16 protein-coding genes and 2 pseudogenes are annotated in these 18366 nt (G+C 40.7%); 4 read left to right on the forward strand and 14 right to left on the reverse strand.

The annotated features are described in order from the left end of the window. Positions 1-93: 93 nt before the first annotated feature. From V7K45_RS07655 to V7K45_RS07710, 12 genes and pseudogenes are all read right to left on the reverse strand, one after another. Positions 94-1218 (reverse strand): annotated as a pseudogene (locus V7K45_RS07655) (cysteine peptidase family C39 domain-containing protein); the annotation flags it as partial. After that, positions 1205-2650, reverse strand: coding sequence for an NHLP bacteriocin system secretion protein (locus tag V7K45_RS07660; RefSeq protein WP_335001983.1), 1446 nt, complete (start codon positions 2648-2650; stop codon positions 1205-1207). The pseudogene V7K45_RS07655 and the gene V7K45_RS07660, both read right to left, overlap by 14 nt. Before the next feature lie 74 nt (positions 2651-2724). After that, positions 2725-4194 carry a radical SAM family RiPP maturation amino acid epimerase gene (locus tag V7K45_RS07665; RefSeq protein ID WP_335001985.1) on the reverse strand — a complete coding sequence of 490 codons (1470 nt, stop codon included), beginning with the start codon at positions 4192-4194 and terminating at the stop codon, positions 2725-2727. A gap of 296 nt (positions 4195-4490) precedes the next feature. Continuing rightward, positions 4491-4892, reverse strand: a complete 402-nt coding sequence (locus tag V7K45_RS07670) for an NHLP leader peptide family RiPP precursor (RefSeq protein WP_335001987.1) — start codon at positions 4890-4892, stop codon at positions 4491-4493. A 202-nt stretch (positions 4893-5094) separates the two neighbouring features. Then, complete coding sequence (locus tag V7K45_RS07675; protein ID WP_335001990.1) at positions 5095-5349, reverse strand: hypothetical protein; 255 nt, start codon at positions 5347-5349, stop codon at positions 5095-5097. A 161-nt stretch (positions 5350-5510) separates the two neighbouring features. Further along, positions 5511-6605, reverse strand: a complete 1095-nt coding sequence (locus V7K45_RS07680) for a cyclic nucleotide-binding domain-containing protein (protein WP_335001992.1) — start codon at positions 6603-6605, stop codon at positions 5511-5513. Between the two features lie 21 nt (positions 6606-6626). Beyond that, on the reverse strand, positions 6627-6875 hold the full coding sequence (locus tag V7K45_RS07685) for a DUF7005 family protein (protein ID WP_335001994.1): 249 nt from the start codon (positions 6873-6875) through the stop codon (positions 6627-6629). Next, a complete protein-coding gene (locus V7K45_RS07690) occupies positions 6875-7852 on the reverse strand; it encodes a DUF7005 family protein (RefSeq protein ID WP_335001996.1) in 978 nt (325 codons plus the stop codon). Before V7K45_RS07690 ends, V7K45_RS07685 begins: the two co-directional genes overlap by 1 nt. 64 nt (positions 7853-7916) lie before the next feature. Continuing rightward, a complete protein-coding gene (locus V7K45_RS07695; protein WP_335001998.1) occupies positions 7917-8705 on the reverse strand; it encodes a MinD/ParA family ATP-binding protein in 789 nt (262 codons plus the stop codon). 116 nt (positions 8706-8821) lie between these two features. Beyond that, a complete protein-coding gene (locus tag V7K45_RS07700; RefSeq protein ID WP_335002000.1) occupies positions 8822-11413 on the reverse strand; it encodes a hypothetical protein in 2592 nt (863 codons plus the stop codon). A 3-nt stretch (positions 11414-11416) separates the two neighbouring features. Next, positions 11417-12856 carry a PDC sensor domain-containing protein gene (locus tag V7K45_RS07705; protein WP_335002002.1) on the reverse strand — a complete coding sequence of 480 codons (1440 nt, stop codon included), beginning with the start codon at positions 12854-12856 and terminating at the stop codon, positions 11417-11419. A gap of 651 nt (positions 12857-13507) precedes the next feature. Further along, entirely contained in the window at positions 13508-14410 is a 903-nt protein-coding gene (locus tag V7K45_RS07710) for a helix-turn-helix domain-containing protein (RefSeq protein ID WP_335002004.1), read from the reverse strand. A gap of 133 nt (positions 14411-14543) precedes the next feature. On the opposite strand from V7K45_RS07710, the pseudogene V7K45_RS07715 reads away from it, so the two are divergent. Beyond that, positions 14544-14852 (forward strand): annotated as a pseudogene (locus V7K45_RS07715) (helix-turn-helix domain-containing protein); the annotation flags it as partial. Positions 14853-15638: 786 nt separating this feature from the next. Here V7K45_RS07715 and V7K45_RS07720 read toward each other — a convergent pair. After that, positions 15639-16022, reverse strand: coding sequence for a transposase (locus V7K45_RS07720; protein ID WP_442941971.1), 384 nt, complete (start codon positions 16020-16022; stop codon positions 15639-15641). Positions 16023-16237: 215 nt separating this feature from the next. Beyond that, on the reverse strand, positions 16238-16699 hold the full coding sequence (locus tag V7K45_RS07725) for a helix-turn-helix domain-containing protein (RefSeq protein ID WP_334855808.1): 462 nt from the start codon (positions 16697-16699) through the stop codon (positions 16238-16240). A gap of 237 nt (positions 16700-16936) precedes the next feature. On the opposite strand from V7K45_RS07725, the gene V7K45_RS07730 reads away from it, so the two are divergent. From V7K45_RS07730 to vapC, 3 genes are all read left to right on the forward strand, one after another. Continuing rightward, positions 16937-17176 (forward strand): hypothetical protein, encoded by a 240-nt coding sequence (locus V7K45_RS07730; protein ID WP_335002008.1) that lies wholly within the window; start codon positions 16937-16939, stop codon positions 17174-17176. A 400-nt stretch (positions 17177-17576) separates the two neighbouring features. Further along, positions 17577-17831, forward strand: coding sequence for a hypothetical protein (locus tag V7K45_RS07735; protein ID WP_335002010.1), 255 nt, complete (start codon positions 17577-17579; stop codon positions 17829-17831). Further along, a complete protein-coding gene (gene vapC, locus V7K45_RS07740; RefSeq protein ID WP_335002012.1) occupies positions 17828-18226 on the forward strand; it encodes a type II toxin-antitoxin system tRNA(fMet)-specific endonuclease VapC in 399 nt (132 codons plus the stop codon). The genes V7K45_RS07735 and vapC overlap by 4 nt, the downstream gene beginning before the upstream one ends. The last annotated feature ends 140 nt before the right edge of the window (positions 18227-18366 follow it).

The following is an 18366-nucleotide window of genomic DNA, read 5'->3' on the forward strand; positions in this document are numbered from 1 at the left end:
TCTGCTTAATATTAAAGATTTCCATATTTAAAGCTTGTATTTTATCAACTCAGTGCTGCTGGGTCATTTTTTCCTACTTAGTCTAAACTCCAGTTTTAACGTTTCAATACTTTGAAGTGCAGCAATAGATAACCCAGCTGCCTTACCATACTCTTGGATCAATCTTTGATTAGCATCTATCCGTTGTCGAGAAATCCACTGCAAAGTTAAGACATTCATAGCAGCAAAGCTGACCACCATCAAAGTCAGCATCCAGTCATATTGCACCATTACTAAGGCATAAAAAACCACCATCAAAGTATCAATAATTGTAGTTGCCAACTTTCCTGCTAGAACATCAGCAACTTGGTCATTGAGAGTAGTCCGGTTACTAATTTCTCCAGCAAAACGTTGAGCATAAAAGCTAACAGGTAAGCGGAGGATATGCCACAGGAAGCGGCTGGACATCCCTACACCCAGTTTGATTTTTAGGCGGCGCAGATAGCGCAACCGTAGTAAAGTTAGCGCTCCTTGGAGTATAGCAGCGATCGCCATTCCCACCAGCAAAGGACGCAGCCATAATTGTCGCCCCTGTATCAAGATGTCATCTACAAACACTTGGCTGAATACAGGTACTACTAACCCAACCACCGTTAAGAAAAATCCCGCAACCATAGAGTAAGCTAAAGCATCTCCAGCACCCTGTAGCCGTGACCACAGAGATAAAATCATGCTGGGTTTACGACCACCTTTAGTAAACTCCGTGCCTGGTTCAATCACCAGCACCACTCCCGTATACCCCTCGTCAAATTCCTGTAAAGATACATGACGCGGCCCCATAGCAGGGTCATTAAGATAAACTCGCTGTTGGCGAAATCCCTCTACTACAAGGAAATGGTTAAAGTTCCAAAAGACAATAAATGGAGGGCGCAATTCTTGCAGTTGCTTGAGTTCTTTTTTAAACCCTTTGGCTTCGAGTCCATAACTTCTGGCAGCTTTGAGCATATTAGATGCTTTACTGCCATCGCGGGAAACTCCGCATTCTCGCCGCAGTTGTGGCAGTGGTACAATGCGATTGTAGTAACCAAGAATAATTCCCAAAGCCGCAGCACCACATTCCACAGCTTCCATTTGTAGAAGAGTGGGTGTTTTTACCCGAATGCTACGGCGTGGCAGTAATTTTTGTAAATACTGCCAAGGATTAAACGGTGTTACTAAAGTAGATTTAATAGATACCACTGACCGACCTCAAGATAGGTAAAACGAAAGTGATAGGAGCGCGTTCTTCCACGTTGACTCGTACAACAGTAGTAGTTCCCGAAGAAATTTTCAGATGCGGCCCTATGGAAGAAGACCACTTATAGCCACTTGGCGTTGTGGAATCTGGCTCAAGGTCAGAGAATACTTGTATCAGTCCTTGTTGTTGAGATACTAAAACTTGTAGCACTTCGGAATTGCCCACCTCATTAGCGGCTGCTTCTTTGGTAATGGGAAAGCGTGAGATGCTGGTAACATTACCCACAATGCCACCAAAGCGTTCCCGCTTCACCGTTTGGGGAGTAATCTGTATTTTCATCCCCGGCTGAATTTTCTTCCCATCAGCAATAGGAAAATAGGTAACGCCAACCAGCTTGCTTTGAGGATTTTCCGCCTCAATAGTTGCGAGGCGAGTTCCGGCGCTAACAACTTGTCCTGGTGTCAGCGTGATTTCTAAAACGCGTCCGCTATACTGACTAATAATCTGGCTATCATTGCCTAATTGCACTTCTAATTGGGCAATTTGTCGCTTAACTTCTTGAATCTCTTTTTTACGGGCAGTTACACTTTCCAGGTCTTGTTGAGCCACAGAAGCCTGTTTGCTATCTAATTCTTTCAACTGAGTTTGGAGGTCAGAAATGGTACTGAGGTTTTCCCGATAATCTTTTTCTGTTTGAGTCGTTTTTACATCGAGTTCTTTCAACTGATTTTGGATGTCAGCGATTTTTTCCAGGTTTTGCAAATATTCCTGTTCTGCCTTAAGTGCTTCATCACCGGAAATCGCGCCTTCTTTTTTGAATAGCTGTCTGCGAATTTCCATTCTTTGGAGGAAAACGGGGTTTAAGGCTTGGGCTTGCTGGAGACGTTGCTGTAAACCTTGACGTTGTTGGTAAATTGAGGTGTTACCTTTGGTTTTCAACAGAGGCGTAATGGCTCGCAGTTCCAGTATACGTTGCTGGAGGTAGTGGCGTTGTTGGGATTGCGATCGTTTTTCTTGTTCTAGCCTTTGCCCTTGTAGCGAACCAACTGCTTGGTCTTGTGATTCTAATTCCGTTAATTTAGCTTGTTGCTGTTGTAATTGCTTACGGAGTTCAGCTTGGTCAATGGTTGCCAACACCTGCCCCTTTTTGACCACATCTCCAACTTTCACATTGAAAGTCATTAATTGCCCTGCACTCTTTGATTGCAGTTGCACAACATTGCTGGGGTAAATTAGTACACCTTGACCCTCGACAGTAATGGGGATGCGTCCGTAAATGCCCCAGATAACAGCTACTCCCACCACTGAACCCAAGGCGACAAGAGGTAGCCAACTTCTGGGGCTGACTACCTGCATGAGTTGGTCTAGTCTTTCGGGTGAAGATAGACGCTCCAAAGATTCTTTGCGAAATATACTGCGTTTTTGGTTCAACATTTACATTTATCTTATAGAAATCAGTTAGCAGCTTATAAATAAGACATTCGCCAGCCCAACTGCAATAGATATTTCTAAATTTTTAGTTGAATGACTTCCATTTTCGGCTCATCATCTAAAACTCCTTTCTTTAACAAAAGATTGAGAGTATTCAAGGTATGAGTAGGTGAGATGCCACAAACGTTGAACAAAGCAACAATTTCTTCAGCGGTTTTGTCTCCATTTTTTATAACCTCGCCTAGCTCCTTGAAATACGGATCGTTGCGAAACTTATAAGTTTTGAATTTGGTTGAGAGATGAAAGCCATCAGAAAAGCTCTCATATTTGATATCACGAGGAAAACTGATGATATCATCTGGTCTAACCATGAGAGACATATTTTTAGCAATCATCTTTTCCAGAAGAATCTTTAAATCCTCGGCGTTAGAGAAAGTTCCTTCGTCATAAGTTATGTAGCCTAATGGCCAACGATCATCTGCATTACAAGGACTGATGAGTTTAACGCTTTGATCAACCATGTTAAACAAAAAACCTGTAACACAGGCAATTGTCCCCTGTTCAGGTAAGTCATTATCTTTCTCTTCTTTCTTGAAGTTTCGCTCCCTTGCTCGCCCAGCATTAGCTTTTATGGTGTCAGCTTCTTTATTTTGTAGTGCTAAACTGACAAAGGCTAATTCATCAGGAGTAAATTCTTCATGAACCTGATTAAGCATTTTCAGAGAGAGAATGGAGAAACGATTAACTGAACATCCCTTCTGACTTGATAGCTTTAAAAGTGAGCGGGTACGCTCTGGATTTTTTAGTGGTTGAGCTGTCGTAGTTGGAGGAAAAATTCCTAAAATTTCGTGAAAATCACTACAAAACTTTTCATAATCTGGATTATCAAATGGATCAGTAGCCCAATAGCAAAAGCCTGCACTTGCTGAATGGCCAAGTATGTTTTTTATTAATTCAAGTATTTCACGCCACAACTTTGCATTCTCTTGAGTATAAAAGAAAATATCATTTAAACGAGGCGCAGAAATACCACAAAAAGAGCATCCAATAGAGCATCCTTTACTAAGCTCAAAACAAACATTAGCATGTAAAATATCATCCCCAAGCTGTTTTTTAAATTTTCTTGTAGTCCGAGCAATTTGTCGTTCACGCCATGCTTTAAAGCGTGGCTCAATTGAATTACCTGCAATAGATTTTGTAACCCTATGCGTTCTGTTTTCATCAGTAAATTTTTGCCAGCACTTTAAAGATGCAGAAACCGATAACTCTTCATTAAGCTCTTTAGTAAAGTTTAGATCCCATAAGGGTCTAATTTGTTCGGGAATTACTTTTATACCGTAACTGATAATAGCTTTATATGGTTCTGCAAATACCTGTTTTCGGAAATTAGGATCTGCCGTCCACCTCTCCATAAAACGTTTTATCTGGCTTGGACGTACTGCTTCCATCTTTCCAGTTTGTTCTAAACTTAATGCCTCATTTACCCAGTTATAGTCAATTAGTCCAGTTGTCAAATTAAAGCTGGAATTTTGAGTTTGGTTAGACATAAAATATATCTTGTTCTAAAAGGTGATATTTCTGAAAATGACTATTATTAATAAGCCAACAGCAGCCTGAAAATAACGCACAGGCTTCTGTTGGATTAAATTACTTACCTTCAAATGGTAACAATTGAAAACAAAGGCTCTTGCGTTGGTTTTATGGTACGACATTAAAATCGCAGTTTGATAGAAAGGTTCAAAAACTTAAAATCCAGTCACAGCAAGGAACACAGGCTACGATTAGATTTTATTATTCGATTCCATAAAATGAACTGAAGAGCCAAAACAAGTTAGGTCGTCAATTACAAACTAGGTAGATTATTCAGCTTCACTATGTTAAGTGTGTTAAGTGTACTTTGGGGTAGTATCGACTTTTCAAACTCAGCAGTAAGACCACCAGCAACTAATATCGGACTGACAACCCACCAACCTCCTGCCACAGCCTCTAGTGCTTCGTCAGATAATTCTTCAGAAACTTCTGCATCCGCAGGACTTCTAGGAATTACTAAGTAGAGAGTATTAGAGTTTTCCTCTAATACTTGAATATTAACACTTTCGGGGATTATTTGTCCCAATTCTCTGGCATAAACTGCGTTTGGATTACTGATTAGCTCAAGTTTAAAAGCTTCATCTTTCCAGGCTTTGATAATTAATTGGGATTCAAACTCTTGTCGGGTTTTTGGTTGAGATCTTTGCTCAGACATTTAGGAGTTCCTTCAATTCAAGGTTTATGTTTAACAGACTATCAGGCTGGAAATATAAAGACAATGCACATTATTTAGGTTGAAACTCAGCTTTTTTTAGTTTTGACTTGATATTTTGTAGTTTAGTACCTCTCGGCGTAAATATGCCTACCTTTCACAAGGGTTTCAAATCACAGCTTTTTCACCAACTTTAATGGTGGGTTTACTTGCGCCAAGCTGTACTAGTAATTTGGGAAAGAATCAGGTCATTTCCCTGAAGTGTAGCAATAACTAAAGCAGGTCTGCGTTTTGTTTTAGTTAAGTCGGAGAATAGGAATGGAACGATAACAATATCGCCTTTTATAAATCCTACCATGCTGCTTCTTCTTCTGGTTTTAACCAATCTTTTTGCAGTGATCGCAACACCATCTAAAACGCTATCATTTAACTCACCGTCATATTCCGCACTCTCAGCCAAGTGAGAATTCCTTCTAATCTCTGAGAAATTAAAATAGCGATCGCACAGTCAAAGCGCGATTGAACACAATGCACAATTTTTAGGTAAGACTATGATTTTTTTGGATTTTTGTCACGATGAATCCACTATCTAATAATATGATGCGCTCTCTAGCCAGTAATTCAACTTACTTTTAACTGCCCCAACATCCAATCAAATCTTTTTGCCGCGATCGCTACACGGTCTAAAACATTATCATTCAATTCATCCTCGTATTCTACATCTTGAGCTAACGGTAAACCTTTACTATAAACCCGCCTACCATAAGCAAGCTGACTCAGCATTCCTTGTAATCGTTGAGAAAGCAAAGTTGCAATAACTTGATAAAAACGAGATGTAAATCCTATATCTTGCTGTAACTTTGCTGCTAATTGCTGTCGTTCAATTGACAATACAATTGAATCTTCAATAGCTTTAACCGTTGCCAAAGGCAGCCGTCCATCAATGAAGGGTGTTTCGCCGATGATTTCGCCTTTGGATAATCTGGCTATTTCTCTACCAGAAATTTCAGTACCTTCTATAGCAGCAAAAGCACGCGCTAAGGGGTTACGCTCATTGTCATCAATAGAAAGAGACATTGCTCCATCTAAAAGAATATACAGACCATCTACAAGCCCGCTTTCACGGATAAGTACAGTATCAGCAAGAATTTTTTGCATTTTACCACAAGTCGTCATCCAATCGATGTCACTATCATGTAATCCTCCTAACACAAATAGTACATCTCTCAAAGGTTGACTTTGTGCTAAGTTTTTACGTCCCTGTTGATTGATGGTGCTTTGAATTCTATCGGAAAGGATAATTGCGATCACACGATAAAAACGCGAAGCAAAACCAACATCTTGCTGCAATTTTGCTGTCAATTTATGTTGGCAAATCGACATTACTAGAGATTTTTCTACAGCTTTTACAGTTGTGGCTGTAACGCGGGTCCCTACTAAGGGAAGTTCCCCTATTATCTCGCCACTGGATAATCTCGCAATCTCCCGACTGAAAATTTTATCTCCTTCGATCGCTGCAAAAGCATGAGTTAAAGGATTATTATCTGGTTGAGAAATGCTAACTGTTAAAATACCATCGAGCAAAATGTGCAAATAATCGGTAGCTTTTCCTTCTTGGATAAGTATAGTGCCAGCAGCTATTTCTCGTTGATGACCTGTCGCAATCATCCAATCAATGTCACTGGTAGTTAATTCTTTGAGTAAAACTTCTGTCATAACTAATACCTGTTTTTAATTTTATATTTTTGATTCTTGTATAAACGCGTTAGCAAAGCGGGACAAAGTACAATTTTGCGTTTCTACATACGAAGTCTTGAGCAATCTATCTAAGTTTTGTTGAATAAACGAGTTCGCCTCTTTTGAAGCTAATTCTTCCAATGTTAAATAAGTCAATGCCATTAACATCAAGGGTTGAATATTAGCATCAGTTAATTTACGTGCATACTCAACATGAAAGCGCTGCAAATTTTCGGCGGCGGCTTTCACTAATGCTTGTATAATCCTAAAAGCCCCATCGGAAAGCAGAGGGGTGGATTACCCCGATAGTTTTGCATACTTCCCTCGCGGTAATCAGGAAACGACTCTAAGCCCAGAAATCGCAAGCACCAGTCGGCTCGATAATACCCTGTAGCTGCTACAATGCCTCTGTAGTCGGCAACTAGCTCATCAAGTATATTGTTCTGCATGGAGTTAAACAGGCGGCGTGTAAAATAGTGTGTACATTCATGTTCCAACCGAATTGTTAATGATAATTGCTGCCATTGGGATTCTTCAAGTTCCATATCGCTGGCTGAAACGTTGCTATAAGCGCCATCACTCAAAATAATCAACTTATCCTGATAAAGTTGCTTTTGCGGTATCAACCGTTGAAATTCTTTTGCCCAATTAATTTCTGAGCTAGCAAGATTTTCAGCTTCCCATTTTTGGCGGTACTGACGAATCCGATCCCAGTTATTAAAACCGCTAATTATGCAGGCTCCCATAGAGTTAGGGACTGGGTGGAGTTCATTTCGCTTTGTCAGGGCTTGTACTAAAGAAAGAAAGTCCTTTCGGTTTCCAGCTAGTAATACTGGTATGATGCCAGCCAAGCTTTGATGCAGTATTAATTGAAGTTTTTCAGGTTGTTGTAAAACCAAACCAGTCGCTTCAGGCATTCCATCCGTAGTAATGCCCCTACGAGTGGTAGACAGATACGCTTCAGTTTGGCTCATACCTTCTTGAACGGGGAATTGGAACTGAACTAGTCGTTGTTTGAGTGCTTCAAATACTCCTATAACTCTGGCTGCAACGGCGTATTCTTCCCAAGCAGCCATACATAATTCAGGAGTAAGGGGGAACTTGAGAGGATGAGTTAATGTGTTGTGATTAAAAACGTTTTGATTGTATACTAATAATTCCTCCGCCTCTGTAGCAGTAGCTCCAAAGTAGGTGAGGACATCGGTACGAAATGATTGTTTAATCATAGGCGATTAGGAATTGGGGAATGGGGGAAATGAGAGAGCAGAACTATTGACCCATGCCCAATAACTAACGAGCAACGACTAAACTAGCAATTTGGTCGGTAATCTCTGCAATTGTTTGATTGATGGGATGTTCAGAGTAACGTAGGGAGAAAATACCAAGGCTTGCTAGCTGCATCATTTCTTCGGAAAGGGGTAAAATCCCAGCTACTGGGACGTTGTAGATTTTCTCAACCTGTTTTTGCAAGTCTGCAAAGTTCAAGCTTGGTAACGCTTTATTAATTACCAACAACATTTTTGGCACTCTGAGCTTCCGGGCTACATCCACTGTTACCGCAGTACCTTGAAAGTCTTGATTATCTGGACGTAAGAGAATTATGAGAACATTAGAAATACCTATGGAAAGCAAGGTTTCTTCATTCAATCCTGGATGTGTATCTATTAATAAATAGTCTAGTTTCAGGCTGCGAATAAGTTGCTGAAAACCATCGTTGAGTCGGATTACATCATACCCTTCACGGAGAATTCTGGCGATTTCACCAGCTTTAATACTAGAAGGTACTAAGTAAAGTTTACCCTTGACTGTACTTACATTTCCTGGTTCTGCAATTAGAATATTAGTCACGTCGTAGGCAGCGTCTTTAATATCACATTGTCCCCATAAATAATCATTGAGTGAGCGTTCTATTTTATTCTCGTTGAGTCCGAAAATAACGTGAATTCCTGGTGATTGGATGTCAGTATCAATAATGCCTACACGTTGTCCTTGAAGCGCCATAGTAGCTGCTATGTTGGCAATCAAATTTGATTTACCAGTACCGCCACGGAATGAATGAACTGCGATAATTTGTGCCATAGATTACCTCGTAATTAATTATTTATTCGGAATTGGGCAATTCAATTTTGGATTTTAGATTTTAGATTGAAATTTAATTCAAAATCCAAAATTTAAAATCTAAAATTCCTGCTCCCTTATTTTGCTAACTCTGGGAAGGTGAATTTTAACCAGCACCGATCGCCTCCCAAGGGTAATAAAACTCGTCCGTTGCATAGCTGCAAGTTAAACTGCATATTCTTGTCTCCATTTTGAACTTCTACAAATACAGGCAAACTTTTGGAGTCAATTTGGGAGTTGCTTGTGTGTACCCACACTCTCAGTTCTTTTTCTTGCTTGTTTGCTAACCCAAAGGTGGCATAGCGCAGGGATGAGAGTGATGGAATCTCTATTGTGGCTGCTTGGTGATGTTCCTCACCATCGGCATATCCCAGCAGCACTTGGGCGATTTTTGGGTGTCCGCCAGCTGTAATTGTAAATTCGGAACTACTTCCCAAGTGTTGATCTTCTCGTAGTTCTACAACCACACGAGAAGCGAAGGCTCCATAGTTTTTCATTACCAGAGTTGCTCCTAAAGATAGTGCAGCAACGGACAATGCAGTAAACCGCGCCACGGAATTTTCCCAAATAAATAAGCCGTGGATGAGCAGGATGCCTAAGAATAAACTGTATACACCCACGCTGAATAATGGATGGTTGAGAATCTTCAAGACTACTCCGGGTATCAGCTCGCCTTTGCGCCGACTAGAAAGCAATAATAAAACTGGGAAAATACCACCAACAAGGGAGTTGCCAAGGATGCCGGCGAAGGCAAGTATATTGGTAAAGGATTGAACACCAGCGAGGAAAAGCCATTCTGTCAGCAGGAAGACTAACAGTAAGGGGCTGATGGATAGGAAGAAGCGACGTTGGTTTAGCAAGGTTTTCCAAAACTTTCTGGTTTGACTCTGATGCTCAAAAGCCAAATTTCCAGCATCAGCTTTCAAGCCTCCTTCATAAACTAAAAGCATGAGTGAAATGACTTGTAGACAAACTCTATCGTGGTTGGCTGATTTTACCTCTAAAGCCAAGCGGGTATCCCACTTGCGTAAGTCGGGGAATTGATGGAATAGCTCTTTAATATCCCAATGTTCAGCGATGGCAATTTCTACAGAGTCAACTTTGCCGCTTAACTGAATATCTACACGAAACTTAGATTGAGTGTCTGATTGTCCCAAGTAGGTTAAACCAATATGGGGAATCTGGCTGGATTCTCCAGAGGGATGTAATATTAACATTCCTTGCTGGCGAGGTACGCTTAATACAGATTTCGGTCGGATAGGCAACCACTCTTTAGCTAAGTTGACTAGGAGACTGGAACTACGTAACCAAGCCATTCCTAAAAGTAGGGTGACTAAAACTGCCCCCAAAACTGTGACGATGGAACCGACTTCTCGTGCTAGTGGTGCTAAAACGGTGCCGGATTGTCCTGCTAGCAATTGGGGGGCGATCGCTCCATTGACTGCTAAGACCCAAATACAAAACAATATAGTCAAAAAAGCTGTGCCGGCGATGCTACCCCAAATCAAGGAGGTGGCGCTAGAGTCACGCGGAAGTATAAGTTTGCCACATTCCCCGACATACACATGGCCAAAGTAAAGCATCAAGCTGACACCGAAAATCCTCTGTAGTATCCCTGGTTGGAAATGACCATCCAGAAAGGGCAATTTTACATATAATAAATTTTCTAGTTGAATATGACCAAATGCCAGCAGGGAAAGGATCAGCAGCAAACTGACGTTGATTACTGCCAAAAATACCATTAAGGCTACGGTGAAGTTCAAAGATTTACGCGATCGCAAATACAACCCTGCACCAAAAAGCAATGCTGCCCACAATGCTGCCGGTATGGGTGTAAAGCTGGCCATCGTCACCGACAAACCAATATAACAAGCTAATGCAATCAGAAAAACCCGGATACCAACTGCAATAGAAAGTATAAATGAACCTGCATTTCCTAAATAATTCGATACTAATTGTTTAATGAAAGAATTCCCATAACGGAAGTCACCACTACGCCCTACGGCTTCTGCCATACAAGCCATCGTCAGGATGTTGATGGTACCGATAATTAGCAAAAAGGCAATGGTAACTAAGGGACCAACATCGGCCACAGCAATGGGTAAAGCTAAGAAGGCTTGGGGAAGCCCTAAAGCAACGGTGAGTAAGGAAGCTAGCCAAAAGGGTGGTAGAGATTCGAGACTTTGGGCGATCGCTGCACTCATCCAGCGCCACTGTTCAATCAGGGGCAATTTGGATGCAAAAATAGTTAAGAGTTGTTTTCTATAAAAGCGGGAATAAGCCACTTGTACGGTTTTCTCATCCAAACCCAAAGTAGTGCGGATGTGAGGCACTACTTTCTCGGTGAAAGTGTATTTTTGTCCCAAAGCATGAGCGATGGCTGCTTTCAATTTGGGGTTTTCTGGTACTAGAGATGCCCACTGACTGGCGTAGCGTTCCAAGTGCTGAATTGTGGGGTGGAGTGGTGGGGCATTTCCTAAAGCAAAGGCTTCTAAGAAAGCTAAATCCCGCTCATTGGTAGCTTGTTCCGTTAAGGAAAACTCCACCAGCGATCGCGCCACTATTTGCGCCGTCCGACTCTCGATCAAAAACAGTAGCATATTCGCTCGTCTCGCAGGTAAACCCGCCAGCACTTCCTCCCGTGATATCAGTTCGTCGTCGGATGACATGATTTATACCTCAGTTTTTAGCGATCGCTCTTTCAACGATTGGACTTTACTCTGCAATCTCTGGTAGTACTCTGTCTCAGTTTCGCTAACAGTTACCGTCTGTTCTCTGAGCTTTTGGATTTTCATTTGTAACTGCTGAAAGTGTTCATTTTCCGTAATTTCCGCAACATTGTTAGCTCTTTTGGTTTCATCAATTTCAATGCGAAGTTCTTGGACTTGCATTTTCAATTTCTGGTCTCGCATTTTGACTTTTTCAGCCATCTTCAAGAAAACACACACTAATTGACCGATGTCATCTTGGCTATCAGTTGATTTCGCCAAACTCTGACGCAGTTCCAATACATGAGAATCAAAATCATCATGTTCTATAGCTTGAGCCGCTTCTGTAAGGGCGTGAATTGGTCGAGAAATTCTTCTGGCTAAGAGTAGCGCCATGATCGCTGTGATGCCGCCTACAACTACCACATTGCTGCCGTGCAGCCAAATCAGCCGATTCAAAGGTGCAGCAAACTGTGTCTTGGGTTCGCTGATTCCCAAAACCCAGGATTGTTCTGCTAAAGGTGCAAAACCAACTATGCGGGGCATCTGCTGGGGGGGAAAGCGATAGATTGCATGACCTACAAGTTTTGCTTTTACCATCACTTTCAACTCTGCAATGTTCAAGCTCTGAATCTGCTCTAAGCCATAACGTCTATCGGCGGCAATCTGCTTTAAAATATCAGGAGGCAGAGGGATAAGGCTATGGTACAGCAGAGATTGATCGGCATGACTGATGATTACCCCCTGTTGGTCAATGAGAAATGCGTAGCTTTGAGAACCTACTTGCAATGTATTGACAATCGCTCTGATATCTGCGCCCCTAATTTTGAGTACTAAGACTCCGACGATTTCACCACTGGGCGATCGCACTGGGTGAGAGAGAAACATTCCGGGTCGTTTCGTCGTTTTCCCCACCAAAATACTTGATATGTAGGATTTACCCTGGATACTAGAACGGAAATATTCACGGAAAGCGTAATTTTGACCAACAAATGTGGGATCGGTAGCTGCAACAGCACGTCCCTCTTTATCCATGATAAAAATAGCATCAAAGTCTGGATTAGAACGGAAGACATTTTCTAAGGCTTGTTGCATATCATTACGCAAACCCGATCGTTCTCCAAAGGAGGTTGCAGCGAGAAAATTTACCACATGGCGATCGCTGCTAACTTGAACCACAATCCGCTGGATATCAATAATTAATTGGTCAAGACGACTAGCAACACTAGTAGCTAATAGTTCTAACTTGCGGTATTCTCCAGCCTCTACACTATCTAAGCTCTGTCGCAGATTGTAATAAGAAATGAAGCTCATCGGTATCAGCGCCGCCGCCACCAATGCCGCCGAAATCTTAGCAGCGATCGGCCAAGCTGGAGGGTAAAAAAGACGATGAGAATGCTTCATTTTCAAAATGCAATACCTGTTGAGGTAGAAAAATTTTTAGATAAACGTATAAATAGGAAGCAATACTGCGTAGGTTTTGGAATTTCTTGGTTGAGGCAAGCAGTTCTTGAGCAGGGTGAGAAATGGAGGCTGGCGTTGAGTTTTACCTCCCCTACTTCCTCTGCCTCCCCTACTTATCCGAGCAGTATTGAAATAGGAAGCTTCAATTCTAAAATTATTTTACTGCTTCTTATCTTTAGCAGCTTAGGAAAGTTAACTAATTACTTCAATGCACAATCTTTGTATAAGACTCACATTTTTCTAGTTTTTACTGTTCCAACTTATATAGTCAGATCCCCGACTTTGTAAAAGTTGTCGGGAATCTCGTTGTTCACGAATCATTGAGGATTGCTATAGCAGTCCTCAATCATTTATTTTTTATTTGGAACTCTCTGAAACTCTCTTCTATAAGAGATACTGGACAAACAATTTTGAATTTTGTGAGCGTCACGTCGCTTCTCTACGAGACTTAGCACGTAGCTTGTTTCCTCGCAAGGGTACGCTCCTGACGCTCTCTACGAGACGCAGCGCGAACGCCGACTCGCTAACAAAATTCAAAATTAATGATCCCCATAAATAAATTTAGTTGCTCTGTATCCTTTTCGTTTTCGGTCATTTTGAATTTTGAATTGTTAATAATTGTGTTTTCCTCCAAGCTTGGGGAGTAGTCTTGTGATGTTGGCGAAACTGGCGGAAAAAATGACCTTCATGCTGATAACCTACCGTTTCAGCAATCTGATTCACGCACAAGTTACTTTCAAGTAACAAGGTACGTGCTGCTACCATCCGACGTTCCACAATCCAATGATTTACTGTTTGTCCCGTATGACGGCGCACTAAGTCAGTTAAGTAAGCAGGACAGTAACCAACAGCAAAAGCCACATCTTGTAAACTAATTGGTTGATGATAATTTGCTTCAATGTACTCGAAGACTTGGCTCAGATGAGAGTCAGAAGGAAATATCGATTGTGAATTTAGTGATTTTGTAATTTCAGATAAAGGTGAAACTATAGTTTGCGAGAAATTTACCGCATAATACTCTTTCGTAGCTGCTTGTTTTTGCAGTCGAGTTTGATTAGATTTATCTAAGCTGAATGAAGCTTGTTTGCGTTTGCTAATATCTCGGATCAGAATACAAACATACTCTTTAGCTTCATATTCCATATATGTAGCAGAGATTTCCACAGGAAAACACTGTTCTTTTAAAGTTTTATATAAAGATTCAAAATATAAGGAACCTTGTTGTTTGATACTTTTCCAGTAATTCGGCCAAACTTCTAGCGGAAAGTCTAGTATTATATTATGTATAGTCTTAGAGACTAATTCCTCATAAGGATACCCTACCAAACTACAGGCTGCATAATTAACGTATATAATCTGTGCATCTGACGTTATCCAGAAAACTGCATCTGTTAAACGTTCCATTAAAAATCTGGTAAGCAGCAACTCTTCTTCTACTCGCAACATAGCAACTTTAGATGTTTGTAGCTCAGAAAAACTGTTTTTGAAAATCATAAGTTTTAATCGTAATAATTTCTAAGGAATGTGAGTCAGGGTAGGTAAAACAGGAATTATATAGGACTCCTATTTGATTTTTGAACAAGACTACAAGATAATACGTAGGGAAATGAAAGTCTAATAAAGGACAATGATAAGTCAGCATTTACAAACTGCCACACTTGCACTGGAAGTATCGCGCCAACAGTCAACAGAGGGAATAAAATTTCATGCGATCGCCGAACTACAAGATTTTATAGCTCTGCATCCAGATGTGCGTGAGGTCAGGAAAGCGTTGGCAGTCAAACTGGTTTATCAAGGCTATTTTTATGATGAAATTCAAACAATTCTAGATGTGTCTAGAGGCTCCATAACAGGTTGGAAGCAAGCCTACGAGGAATATGGAATTTCGGGACTGCGCTTGAACCACAAAGGGAGAAAGAGCTACCTGAATGCCGAATAGCGAGAAGAGGTGTTGAGTTGGTTGCAAACTAAGGACTGTTGGGATGGATGTTTGAGTGGTTTATTAGAGACACAACCTTTGGTTTTGACACTCTACAGATGTACGGAGCTTATTCAAAAATCAAATAGGATTCCTATACATATATAACTATGATTTAATTTTTTAAAATATCCTGAGACTGAAAAGCCCGTTTTAGCAGGATTTTATCTGAAATATTGTTCATAAATCAGATATGAGTCTTATATAGGACTCCGGTTTGATTAATGAAAATTTTGTCAGATAAAAGCTTTGTCGTTCAAAGATTTTAGTCTCAGTATACTTTCAACAATGAAATCGGATTCCTATAGAACCCATTTGACATCTTAGGAAGGGTCTGCAAGCCTCTTAATCATTAGCCTAATGAAGCAGAGGTTGAGTTTGGTATTGGCACCAGTCAAGGTTAGTTCAAAGTTCTTAACCAGAATTTTACAACGCTCCATCCAAGCATTGGAGCGCTCGATCACCCATCTGGCTACTGCCGGAACAAATCCACATTATAAGATGTCAAATGGGTTCTATACTCTTTATCATGTATCGCTTGGCAAACATACAGTTTCTTTCCATTCTGACTGCCACCAACAACAGCATTAGTAGGGATATAGTTATTGGTTTTTTCTTTTCGTAATTTACCCATGAAACACTCGCCAATGCAGGTAATGCTACAGAAGGACATGGCAGAGGGAATGAACTTCTCTGCATATCACTCCTTACGACAACTTTTAGTTTTTATGCACTGATACCAATTTAATGTGAAGCTGCATAGAAAAGAGCTTCTAGGATAAAGTTATAAGAAGAGACAGAAATTACTTGCTCAAATGTAAGTTGGTCGAATATCTCTTGGATGCGTTCGCGTAAAGCTTGTAAAGAAGAGAAAAGTTGATTTTTGAGAGGTTTCTTAAGAGCTTGCCAAAGCCTCTCGATAGGATTGAGTTCAGGAGCCGATGGTGGTTGAAATAGAGGAATAATAAACTCTTGCCAGCTAATTGCTGAACTTGTATGAGCCGGTGCTTGGTCAATCTGTAAAATTGCATAATCCGAGCCTAATTGCACAGATAGCCAGTCCAAAAACTGTTGAAAACACTCGCCATCTAGTTTTGGATATTCATAATATTGTGGTCTCCAGTTAATGGTTCAATTGCACCATAAATCCAAAAGTTTTCCCTCGGCCATATCACCTTAACAGTGGGCTTGACTCCAAAAGCTGTAATCACTTTTCCTGTAAGAGTTTTGAGTCCAACCCTAGTTTCATCCTGGCACAGGTAGCGAACACACTTGCCGGGTGCTAAATGTTCTTCTAGACAATTGAGTATGATACCGAGTTTTTTTTAAACTCAGATACCAACTTAACGCCAGTGCTTATGGCTTTGAGGGCGAGGCACTTTTAGTTTTGCCCCCAATCGATATCGAACCCAGGCATAAACCGTTGCATACTCTATATCTTGTCCATGTTCTTCTTTTAACCACTCAACTATTGCACCATAGCTACTAAAGCCTTTTCCTGTTTTTAACTCCTCTGAGAGTGCTGCGATCGCAGCATCATCGATTTTCCGTTTTGCTCCTGGTGCTTTTTTGATTTCTAATAAGCCTGATATCCCATCAGTTTTGTACTTCTGCAACCATCTCGTGACCGTTGAAGTATCTCTTGCCAAGCGTTTTCCAATATCTTGCTGCTCTTTAACCTGCCCGCTTTTTATCCACCACAGCATAATAAGCTTTTCTTTCTGGGTTCCTAAATTCGCTGTTTGTAAACGTTTTTTAAGTTCTTCTTCGCTCTCCGCGATTTCAATCTTAAAAGGGCGGCTCATGGTTCTTTTAATTTATCGAGTTTGTTTCCTCTATTATATGCAGCTTCATATTAAATTGGTATAAAATAATTAAACTTCTGCTATTACCTATATTTTGAGTAAAAATCTGAGCTTTTTAAACTATAGTTATAAGTTTTAAGTATATTTTATTCAGATGGTGTAGGAACTAGATCGTGTTTTTATTAAACTGAAGCACGTGAAATCGATTACTTGCCTTTGAAGTGTCAGCAAGTTCAGATGATTTGCAATCGCATCAGTCGAGTGTATTTTGATTTACTTGAGGAGACAATAAAAAATCTGTTGCATTCCTTGGGGAAACTGAATGCCTCTTATCTGACTGCTGTGGAAGAAAAATTATTAAGTGTTTTGGAATCTGAATACGGGGGTGAGATACTGCCCCAAGCAACTTTGGCAAATTGGCATCCAATGTCTTTGGATTGCAGTTTCAATGGAGTTAGCAACACAACGGGAAAGTGAAGAAGTTGTACAAGGGAAAAGATAAAACTTCCCGCTTCTTGACATCCAGCTATGCCAGTTGTTTAATTGAGTGCTGTAAAACCCCTCTACATGATTCATACAGCGCTTAACAGAGTTCAGTTCCCACTCTACAACTGGCTAGAAATTAACAAAACTCAATAGAATCTCAGAAGATGTAGATAATTGGCATTTCTCTAACAGCGATCGCATTGGTAGATTACGGGAAAATGAGAACTTAGAACAGGCTGGTAATGCTGTGCTAAAGCACCTGGGGGAGTTGAAGCGACCGTATTTGACGGCTGTGGAGGAGAAGCTGTTGAGTGTGATTGAAAAAGAATACGGCATCATAGATGAGATGCCATGTAATTTTCAATCAACCAAGGACTAGGAGAAAACAGTAATGCAGAGTATAAAGTTATGTTCTCATGTTGGGGCTGATGGCATTTTGCACCTTGAGATTCCTGTTGGCATAACAGACAAAGAAATGGAAGTCGTAGTGATTTATCAACAAATAGAACCATCAGCACCCCCAAAAACACCCGAAGAATTGGGATGGCCAACCGGATTTTTTGAACAAACAGCTGGATCATTAGCAGATGACCCAATTCAAAGATATCCCCAAGGTGAGTATGACACTAGGGAGCCATTAGAGTGAGATTTTTGTTAGATACCAATGCTTGTATTATTTATCTGAATCGTCCTATGTCTGCTGTGAGGCAGAGGCTAGAATCGCTATCACCAGCAGATATTGTTGTTTGTTCGATAGTAAAAGCTGAACTATTTTATGGTGCAATGCGAAGTAACAACCCTACGCGCACCCTAGCATTACAAGAAGCATTTTTAAATAATTTCGTATCTTTACCTTTTGATGATCGGGCGGCTCGGATTTTTGGCACAATTCGGGCAGAGTTAGGGACACTTGGTACACCTATTGGGCCTTACGATTTGCAGATTGCCGCGATCGCGCTGGTGAATAACTTAACGCTAGTCACGCACAACACTAGAGAATTCAGTCGCGTTAGTGGACTGGTGATTGAGGATTGGGAGTAACTAATCCCTCTTTTGTCACTCTAGAAAAACAATAATCTCAGCCAAATTCTAAGACTTGGATTTAGTCTAGGTTTGAGGCTTTATTTTCTAACAGAAACTAAAATTTATAGACAAAAAGTAGAAATTAAAGCCCCGTAACC

Origin of the sequence: Nostoc sp. (genome assembly GCF_036917375.1) — a bacterium.
Lineage (GTDB): Bacteria > Cyanobacteriota > Cyanobacteriia > Cyanobacteriales > Nostocaceae > Nostoc.